The 13,052-nt window shown below is 67.8% G+C and carries 11 protein-coding genes; 6 read left to right on the forward strand and 5 right to left on the reverse strand.

Annotated elements, in window-relative coordinates; translation table 11 throughout:
• Positions 1–31 precede the first annotated feature (31 nt).
• Genes AAW51_RS14185 through AAW51_RS14195 form a run of 3 tightly spaced genes read right to left on the reverse strand, consistent with a single transcriptional unit; the run spans position 32 to position 2,698 of the window.
• A complete protein-coding gene (locus tag AAW51_RS14185) occupies positions 32–889 on the reverse strand; it encodes a YbgC/FadM family acyl-CoA thioesterase (RefSeq protein ID WP_047195130.1) in 858 nt (285 codons plus the stop codon).
• Positions 886–1,797: an alpha/beta hydrolase gene (locus tag AAW51_RS14190; RefSeq protein WP_047195131.1), complete on the reverse strand. Its 912-nt coding sequence runs from the start codon at positions 1,795–1,797 to the stop codon at positions 886–888. The genes AAW51_RS14185 and AAW51_RS14190 overlap by 4 nt, the downstream gene beginning before the upstream one ends.
• A 34-nt stretch (positions 1,798–1,831) precedes the next feature.
• Positions 1,832–2,698 carry a 2-keto-4-pentenoate hydratase gene (locus tag AAW51_RS14195; protein ID WP_047195132.1) on the reverse strand — a complete coding sequence of 289 codons (867 nt, stop codon included), beginning with the start codon at positions 2,696–2,698 and terminating at the stop codon, positions 1,832–1,834.
• 85 nt (positions 2,699–2,783) lie between these two features.
• On the opposite strand from AAW51_RS14195, the gene AAW51_RS14200 reads away from it, so the two are divergent.
• From AAW51_RS14200 to AAW51_RS14210, 3 genes are all read left to right on the forward strand, one after another.
• Positions 2,784–3,923: an iron-containing alcohol dehydrogenase gene (locus AAW51_RS14200; RefSeq protein WP_047195133.1), complete on the forward strand. Its 1,140-nt coding sequence runs from the start codon at positions 2,784–2,786 to the stop codon at positions 3,921–3,923.
• A gap of 410 nt (positions 3,924–4,333) precedes the next feature.
• Positions 4,334–5,497: a hypothetical protein gene (locus AAW51_RS14205; protein WP_047195134.1), complete on the forward strand. Its 1,164-nt coding sequence runs from the start codon at positions 4,334–4,336 to the stop codon at positions 5,495–5,497.
• A 58-nt stretch (positions 5,498–5,555) separates the two neighbouring features.
• Positions 5,556–6,299 (forward strand): ferritin-like domain-containing protein, encoded by a 744-nt coding sequence (locus AAW51_RS14210; protein ID WP_047195135.1) that lies wholly within the window; start codon positions 5,556–5,558, stop codon positions 6,297–6,299.
• A gap of 21 nt (positions 6,300–6,320) precedes the next feature.
• On the opposite strand, the gene paeA is transcribed toward AAW51_RS14210, so the two are convergent.
• Positions 6,321–7,673 carry a polyamine export protein PaeA gene (gene paeA, locus AAW51_RS14215; protein ID WP_047195136.1) on the reverse strand — a complete coding sequence of 451 codons (1,353 nt, stop codon included), beginning with the start codon at positions 7,671–7,673 and terminating at the stop codon, positions 6,321–6,323.
• Between the two features lie 643 nt (positions 7,674–8,316).
• Here paeA and AAW51_RS14220 point away from each other — a divergent pair.
• The 3 genes from AAW51_RS14220 to AAW51_RS14230 are packed head-to-tail and all read left to right on the forward strand — an operon-like array spanning position 8,317 to position 11,802.
• Entirely contained in the window at positions 8,317–8,961 is a 645-nt protein-coding gene (locus AAW51_RS14220; protein ID WP_047195137.1) for a hypothetical protein, read from the forward strand.
• On the forward strand, positions 8,958–9,962 hold the full coding sequence (locus AAW51_RS14225; RefSeq protein WP_047195138.1) for a 3-oxoacyl-ACP synthase III family protein: 1,005 nt from the start codon (positions 8,958–8,960) through the stop codon (positions 9,960–9,962). Before AAW51_RS14220 ends, AAW51_RS14225 begins: the two co-directional genes overlap by 4 nt.
• 40 nt (positions 9,963–10,002) lie before the next feature.
• The gene (locus AAW51_RS14230) at positions 10,003–11,802 is read left to right on the forward strand and encodes a thiamine pyrophosphate-binding protein (protein ID WP_053013573.1); all 1,800 of its coding nucleotides are present in this window, start codon (positions 10,003–10,005) and stop codon (positions 11,800–11,802) included.
• Between the two features lie 54 nt (positions 11,803–11,856).
• Here AAW51_RS14230 and AAW51_RS14235 read toward each other — a convergent pair whose 3' ends face one another.
• A complete protein-coding gene (locus AAW51_RS14235; protein WP_047195139.1) occupies positions 11,857–12,966 on the reverse strand; it encodes a patatin-like phospholipase domain-containing protein in 1,110 nt (369 codons plus the stop codon).
• Between the last annotated feature and the right edge of the window lie 86 nt (positions 12,967–13,052).

The following is a 13,052-nucleotide window of genomic DNA, read 5'->3' on the forward strand; positions in this document are numbered from 1 at the left end:
CCGGCCCGACAACGCGGCTCGACAACCAGCCCTACAAGCGCTTCACCATCTCGACATGGGCGACGCCCAGGTCGTCGTACTCCGGCCCGCGCGCAACAAACCCGGCGCGCGCATAAAACGGGGCGGAGGTCGTTTGCGCGTGCAGCACCGCCTGGTGGTCGCCGCGCTCGCGGGCGGCCTCCATCAAGGCTTCGAGCACGGCCCGCCCGGCCCCGCCGCCGCGCATCGTGCGCCGGGTCGCCATGCGACCGATCTTCGCGACGCCCGGCACGTGTTCCAGCAGCCGGCCGGTCGACAGTGGCATGCCCAGGCGGTTGTAGGCCACGGCGTGGACACAGGCCAGGTCGACCTCGTCGTACTCCATGTCGGCCGGGATGCGCTGCTCGTCGATATAGACCTCGGTGCGCACCAGCTCGGCATCGGCGCCCAGGGTGTCCCAGCCGCCCACCCGCACCTCCAGCATCGACTCGCCGGCCTCGTAGGCGGCGAGGGCATCGCGCAGCGCGTCGGGCACCCGCGTCGAGCTCTGCGTCTTCGGGTCGGCATAGACATAGACCAGTTCGCCGGTCACCAGCAACTCGTCCAGCCGGAAGATCGCCAGCGTGAACAGCATCGAAGAGTTGCCGAGCCGCTGCGACCGGATCGCCACATCGATGTGGTCGTCGTAGCGCGCCGACGCGTGGTATTCGAGGCTGGCCTTCTTGACATAGAGGTCGCCGCCGAACGGCGCAAAGGCCTGCGGATACGGCATCGCCAGTGCACGCCAATAGTCCGACATCGCCGTGTCGACATACATCAGGTAGTGCGGGTTGAACACGATGTGCTGGCCGTCCACCTCGGCCCACCGCACGCGCAGCCGATGAAAGAAGCGAAAGTCGGTGCGGTTCATCGCGCGTAGGCCTCCTGCAGTGCCGCCCCCGCCGCAGCCTGGGCGGCCACCGCTTCGGGCAACGCCCGCCCCATTTTGATGAAGTCGTGTGTCATGCCGCGGCACAGGTCCAGCCCGACCGGCACACCCGCCATGCGCAAACGGTCGGCATAGGCCAGGCCCTCGTCCACCAGCGGGTCGCATTCGGCGAGGCACACCCAGGCAGGCGCCACACCTTCCAGGTCGTCGGCCATCAAGGGCGCGAAGCGCCAGTCGCTGCGTTGGGCCGCGTCGATGTACTGCGCGAAGAACCAGTCGATCGACGGCTTCTCCAGCACATAACCGTGGGCATAGCGGGCGTGTGACGGCGTGTCTTGATGCGCCGCCGTGCCGGGCGTGATCAGCAGCTGCAACGCCAGCGGCAGGCCCTGATCGCGGGCCAGGATGGCGCACACCGCGGCCAACGTGCCGCCGGCGCTGTCGCCACCGACCGCCAGCCGGCTGCCGTCGAGCCCCAGCTCGCCGGCCTGCTGCGGCAAGCGGCGCAGCACCCCCCAGGCGTCGTCGACGGCGGTGGGGAAGCGGTGTTCGGGCGCCAGGCGGTAGTCGAGCGACAGCACGGCCGCGCCGCTGCGCAAGGCCAGCTGGCGGCACAGGCTGTCGTGCGTCTCGACACTGCCGATCGTGAAGCCGCCGCCGTGCAGGTAGAGCAGCACCGGGACTCGCTCGCGGGTGGGCGCGTAGAGGCGCGCGCGCAAAGGCGTGCCATCGTCGGCGGGCAACTGCAGGTCTTCGACACGCGGCAGCGGCGCGCGCGGCAAATCGAGGATCTCGGCGGCCGCCTCGTAGACGCGCCGCGCCTCGGCCGGCTCAAGGCTGTGGAACGGCGGCCGGCCGGCGCGCTCGATGCGCTCGATCAACTGCCTCATCGCGGGGGTCAAACAGGACGTCACACGCACCTCATCAACGGAAACTCACGCCCACCTCGGGCCCGCCTTCCAGGCCTTCGTAGACGACCTTGACCCGCAGACCGGGCCGCGGCGGCAGCAATTTCGAGAACGACCCGACGCTCAGCAGGTCGCCCGCCTGCAGCCGGCCGCCGGACCGTTGCACATCAGCGGCCAGCCACAGCACGGCGTTCAACGGGTGCCCCAGCACGTCGGTGCCGCGGCCGCGGTCGAGTTCGCGGCCCTCGCCGTCGAGCACCTTGACGATCATGTTGGCGAGCTGGTCGACCATGGCCGGCGACGTCTTGATCGGCGCGCCCATCACACCCCAGCGGGCGCCGACGTTGATGTAGGTGATGCCGGCACCCTCGAGCTGGGTGGGGTCTTGCACCACCAGGTCGGGCAATTCGATGAAGGGAATCACGGCGTCGAGATGTTGCAGCGCCTCGGCCGGTGTACGAGCCTCGTGCAGGGCCGGGCTCTTGACCCGCAGCAACAGGTCGGCCTCGAACAACGGGCGCGCGCCGAAGCCGGCCGGGAACTGCGCGCCGTCGGGCAGCAGCATGGCCGAGAACAGCACACCGCGCACCGGGCGGTCGTGCCGGAAGCGCTTCTGCACTGCAGCATTGGTCAGCCCGGCCTTGTAGCCGGCACGGCGTCCGAGCTGCTGTTCGAGGAAGCCGACCACCTTGGTGCGGCCGCATTCGGCATCTTCAAGTGACATCGGCGCCGGGTTGTCCGCCGGCGCGAGGCTCATGTAGCGCGACACCAGCAGGGCCGCGTCGGCGCTCGACGGGCAGGCCGCCGACGCCCCGGCCGACCCGAGCGCCAGTGCGAGCGCGAGCCAGGGGGCGATCGCCGAGCGCAAGACCGATCCTGTCATGGTGTCTCCTCATGGCATCTTGAAACAGGGCAAGCATACTGGTCTTCATTCACATCTGTACGGCGCGCCCGACGCGCTCCACCCCATGGCCCTGATCCACTACATCACCCAGATCCAGTTCGACGACGGTGCCATCGCACTGCTGCCCCAAGAGTGCGAGCGTGTCGGCATCCGTCGGCCGCTGGTGGTCACCGACGTGGGTGTGCGTGCCGTCGGCGTGTTGCAACAGGCGCTCGACACCTGGGGGGGCCAGCCGCCGCAGGCGATCTACGACGGCACCCCGTCCAATCCGACCGAGGCCGCCGTGCGCGCCGCCTTGAAGGTCTACCGTGAGCACGATTGCGATGGTCTGGTGGCGGTGGGCGGCGGCTCCAGCATCGACCTCGCCAAAGGTGTCGCGATCGCGGCGACACATCCGGGCCCCTTGACGACCTATGCCACCATCGAAGGGGGCAGCCCTCGCATCACCGCGAAGGCAGCGCCGCTGATCGCCGTGCCGACCACCGCCGGCACCGGCAGTGAAGTGGCGCGCGGCGCCATCATCATCGTCGACGATGGGCGCAAGCTCGGCTTCCACTCCTGGCATCTGGTGCCCAAGGCCGCCATCTGCGACCCCGGGCTGACCGTGGGCCTGCCCCCGACCCTGACCGCGGCCACTGGCATGGACGCGATTGCGCACTGCATCGAGACCTTTCTGTCGGCGGCCTTCAACCCACCCGCCGACGGCATCGCGCTCGACGGCCTGGAACGCGGCTGGGCCCACATCCAGCGCGCGACGCGCGACGGCAGCGACCGCGAAGCACGCCGGCAGATGATGAGCGCGTCGATGCAAGGGGCGATGGCCTTCCAGAAGGGCCTCGGATGCGTGCACAGCCTGAGCCACAGCCTGGGCGGCGCCAACCCGCGGCTGCACCATGGCAGCCTGAACGCGGTGTTTCTGCCCGCCGTGATCCGTTTCAATGCGGAAGCGGAGTCGGTGCGGCGCGAGCGACGCCTCGAACGTATGGCGCATGCCATGGGGCTGTCCTCGGCCGACGCCGTCGCCGATGCCGTCCGCGAGATGAACGCGCGTCTCGGGCTGCCCGCCGGCCTGGCCGCGATGGGTGTGGACCGCAGCCTGTTCGGCAAGGTCATCGCGGGCGCGATGGTCGACCACTGCCACAAGACCAATCCACGGCTGGCGACCGAAGACGACTACCGGGCCATGCTCGAGAGTTCGATGTGAGCCGGCGAAGCGGGCAACGTGCCTACCCCAACCGCCCGTATCGGGCGTGGGTGTATCGCTCACCTGACGAACAAGGCGGCCCGGACCTCCTGCGTTGCCACTGCACCGCCACCTTGCGCCTGTAAGGCTTACGCGCGCACGAGGTCACCGTGTTCAACGCTGGCGCCGCGCGGCAGACGGCTGGCACCGGCGCCACGGCCTGTACGACCCGGCACCAAGACCATCGGCTCGCGGCTCCCGCCGATCCGGCCGGGCGCCAGGCGAGGCTGCCGCATGTCACCTGACGAATGGGAACGCACGTTGCAGGCCTTTCGGGACAGCGTTCGGACGATCGGACGAAATCCGATCCGAAGCTCGTCCCCGGGACCGCTTCGCCGGACGACATTCCCACCCAGACATAGGAGGTTCCCATGGCCTTGACGCTTTTCGACAATCGCGGTTGTCCGCTTGACCGACAGCGCTTCACCTGGCGCGACATGGTGCAGCGACCCATCAGCAAGCTCGACGACGACGCCTACACCCGCGTGCGGATCATCCTGATGAACGGGCTGGAGATGGAGGCCCTGCGCTTTTCGCATTCGTGCGCCCGCATGAACCGGGCACTGCAAGCCGATCTCGCGCAGCTGCGCCGTGTCGAGCAGTTCCAGGCCACCACCATCAACTGGCTGCTCGGCGCCGACCACTCACCGCTCGAAACCACCATCGCCTACGAGCAGGTGGCGATCGACATCACCGCTGGCGTCGCGTTGCGCGAGCCCGACCCCTATCTGGCCCAGGTCTACCGCTTCGGCCTGCTCGAAGACTTCGACCACATGTATCGCTACTCGGCGCTGCTCGACCGGCTCGAAGGCAAAGATGCGAACAACATCCTGCAGAGCTACACCGACATCCTGCCGGGCCGGCCGACCGCCGAAGAGCACCGCCATCCGCTCGACGACCTGCGCAACCCCTACGACAAGCTCACCGCCGACCCGCTCTCCAAGCTGCACGCGCTGACCATCATGGCGGCCGAGCAGCAGACCCACAACTACTACATGAACGTCGGCCCCTTGTTCAGCGACCCGATGGCGCGTCTGCTCTACGCCGAGATCGCAGCCATCGAAGAGCAGCACACGACGCAGTACGAATCCATCATCGACCCGACCGAGACCTGGCTCGAGAAGTGGCTGCTGCACGAGGCGACCGAGGTCTACAACTACCACAGCTGCGCGGTGCAGGAGAGCAACCCGCGCATCAAGGCGATCTGGGAACGCTTCCTGGACTACGAGCTGGGCCAGCTGCACCACGTGATCGAGTTGTTCGAGCGGCATGAGGGGCGTGACGCCGCCGAGGTGCTGCCCAAGGCCCTGCCGGACCCGATCCCGATCGCTTCGCAGCGCGAGTTCGTGCGCAAGGTGCTGGCCAACGAGGTCGACCTGCGCGCCGATGGCCCGCTGTTCGTCGACAAGTCGCAAGAGCCCGAACGCTCGCTGGCCTACCGCCGCCAGCTGAACGCCGACGGCTCGCCGACACAGCAGGTGGCGGACGGCTACCGCTGGCAGCCGGGCACCGAACTGATCCGCCGCGCGGCTTGAGGCCGTTCACGCCTCGCCTCCCGGCATTCCCACCCCACGAGAGATACAGGAGTTCCAGATGCAAGAGCAAACCCCCTTGGGCCGCAACCGCACCGGCGTGCAGATGTCCCCCATTGACAGCGAACGCATGCAGGCCGGCACCGAGGCGCTCGACCCGGTGCCTTCCGAGCTGGGCTACGCCACGGTGCGCCAGGCCTACATGAACGATGACCAAGGGCTGGGCTCGGTGCCCGTGCCCGGCACCATGAAAGGCATGCTCAAGTCGGGCATGGACATGATGACCGGCAAGCGCCCGCAGACCTTCGTCGACAAGCTCGGCGAGCGGCTCGCCTTCGAGCGCGGCGGCGTGCGGCTGTACGACGGCCTGCTGGTCAAGTGCACCGCCGCGCCGCACCAGCTGCCCGACGGCGCGCTCGAACTGCTGACGCAGTTCCGCCAACAAGAGGCCGAGCACTTCGCGCTGGTGGCCGAAGCCCTCGAAACGCTCGGGGCCGATCCGACCGCGCAAACGCCTTGCGCCGACCTGGTCGGCGTCGAGAGCCTGGGCCTGGTGCAAGCGATGAACGATCCGCGCACCTCGGTGCTGCAGGCCCTGCACGTGATGCTCGATGCCGAGCTGCTCGACAACGCGGCCTGGGAGCTGCTGATCCGGCTGGCCGAGGCGGCCGGTCATGACGAGATCGCGTCGCGCTTCGAGCTGGCGATGCGCCAGGAAGCCAATCACCTGGCGCATCTGCGCGGCTGGGTCGAGCAGCTGACGCTGGACGACGCCTCGGTGGTCCGGGCGGCCGGCCGCCACTAAGGCTCGAGGCAGCGCCCGGGTTCAAAGCCCCGGGCGCTCGCCCACGGCCGGCTTGCCGCCCGCCACGGTGGCGGCGGCGGCAAGCCTGGTCACCATCACCTGGTCGATGCGGTAGCTGTCAACGTCCATCACCTCGAACTTGTAGCCGCCCCAGGTCACGCTGTCAGTACGCCGCGGGATGCGTCGCAGCATCACCATCAGGAAGCCCGCCAGCGTGTCGTACTGGCCCTGATGCGGCAGTTCGTCGAGCTCGATGGCGCGCAACACGTCGACGATGGGCGTGACGCCGTCGATCAGCCATGAGCCATCGTCACGGCGGACGATCTGCTCTTCGTCGCTGTGCGGCCCGACCAGGCTGCCCATCACCGTGCTCATCACGTCATTCAACGTGATCACGCCGACCACCAGGCTGTATTCGTTGACGATGACCGCGAAGTCTTCGTGTGCCTGGCGGAACTGCGTCAGCATCTCCGACAGTGTGATGCGGTCCGGCACCATCAGCGGCTTGTGCAGCAAACCTTCCGAGCCCTCGCCCTTGAGCCGGATCGACTCGCCTTTGAGCACCCGCTGGAACAGGTCGGCCGCATCGACGTACCCGACCACCTGGTCGATGTGCTCGTCGCACACCAGATAGGTCGAGTGCGGCTCGGCCACGATGCGGGCGCGGATCTGCTCCTCCGGGTCGTCGAGCAGGAAGTAGACGATGCGCTCGCGCGAGGTCATCGCGCTCTCGACGGTGCGGATGTCGAGCTCGAAGACGTTGGCGATGACCTGTTGCTCCTGCGCCAGCAACAGGCCCGACTGGGTACCGGCCTCGGTCAGCGCCAGGATGTCGTCGTAGGTGACGCGATCGTCGCGCTTGGCCGGCAGGCCGAAGATCTTGAACAGCACGTTGGCCAGGCTGTTGAACACCCACACCACCGGCTTCAGCAGCGCGGTCCACCACAGCATCGGCGCCACCACGCGAATGGCCACCAGCTCAGGCTGCGTCATGCCCAGGCGCTTGGGAAACAGGTCGGCGAACAGGATGAACAACGACGTGACCACCAGGAACGACAACAGAAACCCCGTGGTCTGGGCCGCTTCGACGTCCATCACATGCGTCAGGCCTTGCGCGATGTAGGGCGTCAATGCGCCTTCGCCGACGATGCCGCCCAGGATGGCCACGGCGTTCAGCCCGACCTGGGCCACTGTGAAGTAGTTGCCGGGTTGCTCCTGCACGTCGAGCACGCGCTGCGCACGCGCCTCCCCCTCGTCGGCCATCTGTTGCAGCCGCAACCGCCGTGCGGCGGCGAGCGAGATCTCGGCGATCGAAAAAAACGCGCTGGTGGCGATCAGCAAGGCGATCAAAAACAGACTGGTGCTCAAACCCATGTAGAGGCTCCCCCGCCTTCTGGGTGGCGGGTTGAACGGCTAGTGTAAGCAGCGGCGCATCTCGGCGTCGCCTGCGGTGTCGTCGCGTCACTCAACATTGCCGTCGACCCCGGGCCTGATCTTCATCCGGGTCGACTCATGACACTTTCCCAGCTCTAGTCTTACGACCTCGATGAGCCGCAAGTTCTCGCCGGTCATATCGACAGGTAAGTCCGACGTGATAGCGGATTCGTTCGCTGAAAAGAGAATCACAGATCGCCGCAGGCCGCGGGAGCACCGCTCTGATTTGATCTGAACCCCCCTGGCAAACCTTATAGTTGTGACCCTAGGGTATGCCCGATACGCTGCGTCCTCGCAGTGAGAATAAAGCGTCCGGTGGTGCTGGTTGATTCCACCACCCAGGCCCTCACTCCGCCCAGCCAAACTCGCAGGTTCTATTCATTGCCGTAATTCTCTCCAGCGTTTCCGTTGCGTTTCCGTTGCTTTATGCGAGGCCGCCGCTGAAGCGACCGTCCTCCTCGTCCAGGTGCTCACGTTGGGGCTTTACCGGCTCCTACGCGACGGATGCGCTTGCCCATAAAACCATCGATTTGGCGCCTCGCAAATTTTGCCCGCAGTTTTTACCCACCCTTGAAAGATACTCATGGATTTAGCAATCGAAGGTCTCAGAAGAGTCGAGAATTTTCACAAGAATGAAATGCAGAACCTGTGTCTCGAGCTGACACATTCTGTTTATCCTCATGATCAAATTTACGGCGACTATTGCCCGATCCAGGGCTACATCAATTGCCCTCCGGAGGATACGTTTCAATATCTTGCCGATACCAAAAAGCTCGCCGAGTGGACGTACAGCCTGCGGAACCCGATGCTCCATGGCGAGCCGGATCTCTATCGCTTCACCGATCAGATCGGTGGCACGACGCCGTGCTTCTGCCGCACCGTCGCGAACCGCGAAGCGCTCACCGTCGACTACCACTGCGCCTGGGACCAGCCCGACCATCTCTGGATGATCTACCTGATGCGCGTCGTGCCGGCGCAGCTGGTGCTGGACAAGCCCGGATCGGTCGTCCTGTGGGTCAACTGCCACCATCCGTTCTACACGCGCAACCCCTATCCCGAGACCGCGGTGCCCGGCCGCAACTTCTGGGTCGGTGATGCCTGGCCGATGTTCTACGCCGGGCACACGGTGGAGTTGCAGAACCTCAAGCTGATCCTGGAACACCGCCATGCGCACGGCCTGCCGGTGCTCGGCACTCCCGCCGTCGCCGCCTCGGAGGTGACCGCATGAGCCCAGTTCAGATCAGCCTCGTCGACGTCGCCTCCGACCTACCGGAAACGCTGGTCGACAACGACTATTTCACCAGCCAATCCGATGCGCCCGAACACCCGATGTTCCGCGGCACACGCTCGCGGCGGCACATGGGCGCCGACGACACGGCCAGCGGGATGATCGCCCGCGCGGCCCAGCGCATCATCGACCGGCTCGACCTCGACGTCACACGCGACATCGACGTCATCCTGACCAACGTCTCGTTGCCCGACGAGCCCTTCACCGGCTGCGGTGCGGTGGTCGCGAAGCGGCTGGGGGTGCGCCCCCGGCAGATCGTCGACCTCGCCAACGGCGGCTGCATCTCCTTCGTGTTCATGCTCGAGCAGGCCCGCGCGCTGTTTGCCACCACGGGGGCGCGCTCAGCTCTGATCGCCAACGTGCAGACCGCCGCCGGACGCGTGTTCGCCCATGAGCGCAACCGGCGCCTGCCGCAATCCGCCGTGCCCGGCGATGGCTGCGGTGTCGCCTATGTGAGGGCGGACGACAGCGCGCCGGTGCTGTCGATCGTCACGCGCAACTATCCCGACTTCGCGGAAGACATGCGCAGCTGCGGCGGCGGGCCCGCCTGGTGGGAGCCGCGCGCCGAGCCGCTGAACCTCGACTTCAGCGAGTCCAAGCTGGCGTCGATCATCGCGCGTGGCAACCGGATGGTGCCCGACGTGCTGCGGGCGGCCTTGGACGAGGCGCGGCTCGCGCCATCGGACGTCGCCTGCCTGGTGACCAACCAGCCGAACCGCACCTTCTTGCGCAACTGGCGCGAAGCGATCGAGATGCCGGAGAGCCGGCATGTGGACACCTTCGACGACTACGGCAATCTGTTCGGCGCCGCCGTGCCCATCGGCATCGAGAAGGCCTGCGAGCGCGGCGTGCTGCGGCCGGGCGACGTCCTGCTGATCGGCGGGTTCTCGCATGCCGGGGACTATGCGGGCGCCGCCGCCGTGCGATGGCGAGTGCATTGATGGCGGCCGCCGCCTTCGTCCCAGCGATCGAGGAGGTGCCATGAAGCTGTGCGATGCAATGGTTCACGCCCTGTTGGCGTTGGAGGTGCGCTACCTGTTCGGCGTGTCGGGCGCCAACATCGAACACCTGCACGATGCGGTGCACCGCGCCAACGACCCCCGGTTGCGTTCCGTGCTGGCAAAGCATGAGTCGGGTGCTGCCTTCATGGCCGATGGTTATGCGCGCGCCAGCGGCACATTGGGCGTGTGCTGTGCCACCTCGGGCGGCGGCATGCTGAACCTGGCCGCCGGCGTTGCCGAAGCGCAGGCGTCGGCAGTGCCCCTGCTGGCGCTGGTCGGCCAGCCGCCGCTGCTCACCGAAGGGCAAGGGGGGTTTCAGGACTCGTCGGGCAAGGGCCACAACGTCGATGCGCTGCAGCTGTGGCGCGCGGTGACGGGCTACGCGGCGAAGATCTCGCGTCCGGAGCTGTTCTGGCCGGCACTCGAGGAATGCCTGCAACATGCCCTGCACGGCCGGCAAGGCGCCAGCGCCCTGCTGTTGCCGCGCGACCTGATGGACGCCGAGGTCGGCCCGCCGCCGTCCTGGCTCCATCAGGTCGATGGCCCTGGCGCAACCCGGGCGCCGGTGGTTTCGGAGCGGCAATGTCAACGCACGTGGGACTTGCTTCGGGCTGCGCGCCGCCCGGTGCTGGTGCTCGGTGAAGCGGCCGCGCGCCAGGGGGTCGGCGAGGCCTTGCAGTCGTTCATTGCGGCGACCGGCATCGGTGTCGTCACGACCCTGGGCAACATCGCCGCCTTCCCTCACCGCCACCCGCAGTACCTGGGCTGCATCGGCGTCGCCGGGCATCCCTCGGCCCATCGCTACCTCGCCGAGCAGGCCGATCTTGTCATCGCCGCCGGCACACAGCTCGACGCGATGACGCTGGGCCCGCTAGGCCACACCTTGCGGCGCCTGCCACTGCTGATGGTCAACCGGTCGCTGACCGACGTGCCGCGCGAACTGGAGCCGGATCTGCTGCTGGAGATGGCGCCGGCCGTGCTCTTCGAAGCGCTCAATCCGCTGCTGCGCAGCCGGGCGCTGCGCTTCGAGGCCCCGGCCGGGTATCGGTTGAGCCGGCACCCGCCGTCTCCCGCCCCTGCAGCCGACCGCCCGCTGCTCACCAGCGAAGCCGTCCAGACCATCAGCCGTCACTTGCCGCAGGACGTCCACCTGGTGTTCGATGCCGGCAATTGCGCCGCCGCCGCGGCCCACTACCTGGACGCACCGCTGGGCACCCACGCCTCGATCGCACTCGGCATGGGGGGGATGGGCTACGGGGTGGCCTCGGCCATCGGCGTGCAGCTGGCACGTCGACACCGGTACGCCGGTGCCAGGCGGCCGACGGTCGTGTTGTGCGGCGATGGTGCCTTCCTGATGAACGGTGCCGAAGTGCACACGGCGGTGGAGCTGGGGCTACCGGTGCTGTGGATCGTGTTCAACAACGCCAGCCACGGCATGTGCGCGACACGACAGCGGCTGTACTTCGGCAACCGGGTCGAGGCGTCGGTGTTCGGCATCGAACCGTCGATCGAGTCGATGTCGCGCGGCTTCGGGCCGCGCCAACGGCTGTGGGTCGAGCGGGCCGAGACCTCGGGCCAGCTGGCGCGGGCCCTGTGCTGCTACTTCGACGAGTCCGCGCATCTGCCGGGCGTGCTCGAACTGCACCTGCCGGTCGAGCAGCTGCCGCCGTTCGCACCGTTCATCGCGGCGCAAGAAGCCCTGCAGGCCACCGCGGCCCTCAAGCTCGGTGGACACGAGCTGCAGGTCGGCGCACGCGTGGCGGCGTCGACGATACGCTGAAAACGCGTCACGGGTTCGCGGGCGGCGGGCGTCACCTCCCGCTGCCCCTGACGCCTAGAGCGCCAACACCTCGTCCACCGGGGCCCCGCGCGCCAGCCACTCGTTCCACTCGTCGGCCAGGCGCTCGCTTTCGCCGAGCGCGCGGGTCCAGTCGCGCACGCGGCCATCATGGTCGCGCCCGTAGCGGGCGAAATCGTTGCGGTCGGGCAGCTTGCCGTTGGGCAGGCTCTGCACCCAGGGGCCCTTGGGCGCCAGCACGATGACGTTGTCCAGATACGCCGTGGCACGGTGGCGCGAGCGCCAGGCCTTGTCGAGCCAACCGGGCACCAGCGACTGCTGGAAATGCGGGTACAGCACCAGGCCCCCGCCCTCCTCCTCGGCCTGTGCTTGCGCGGCGTCGAGGATGGAGCTGTAGTTCCAGTGCAAGTGGTAGTCGGTGATGCCGCCGTCCCAGTACGCACCCGGCGGGCCGCCGGGGATGTCGTGCACCGCCTTCAGCACGAAGGGGATCGAGCACGACGCGAGCAAGGCCGGCTGGAAGTTGGCCTCGCTGAGCGGCACCGTGCGGTGGCGCAAATCGCTGAGGTTGACCGGCAGGGCTTCGCCCGGCGACGAGAACACCACCCGCTCCAGCCATGCGCTCAAGGCCTTGCGGCTGGCGGCATTGCTGATCACCGCCCCCAGGTAGCCGAGCGGCGTGCGCCAGCGGCCTTCGCGGCCCAGCACATGGCGCCCGCGCGAGGTGACGATGTGCAGCCGATAGCGCGGGTGCGCGATCAACGACGCCACGTGGCCCGAAAAGAAGTCGTCGAGCTGTTCGGCGAAGCGGCGGCTGACCTGCTCGGCGCTGGGCGTCTTGCGGCCCGGCTCGGGGTCGTACCGCTCGTGGATGTATTCGCGCGCCAGGCGCTCGAAGTGGCGCCCCGGCTCCGGCAGCGCGCCGGTGGCCATGCGCCAGGCGCCAATCGACGCGCCGACGAGGTGCACACCATGTGCCGTGCCGGCCAGGAACGAGCCGAACACCTGCCGGTCCAGGTGGCTCAGGATCAGCCCCTTCGGGCCACCGGCGGCGCCGGCGACGACACGCACGTCGCGCGGCTTCAGGCCGCGCTCGCGCAGGTGCTGCAGGGCGCGCGGCCCGGCGTAGAGTTGGAGTGCTTGCATGCCTGGAACAACAACAGGGCCGCAGCCGGCGGGCCGCAAGCCAAAAGGCGAGATCGTGTGGCGAAAGGCGAGATTATCGAAGTTCG

It is taken from the genome of Caldimonas brevitalea (assembly GCF_001017435.1).
Lineage (GTDB): Bacteria > Pseudomonadota > Gammaproteobacteria > Burkholderiales > Burkholderiaceae_C > Caldimonas > Caldimonas brevitalea.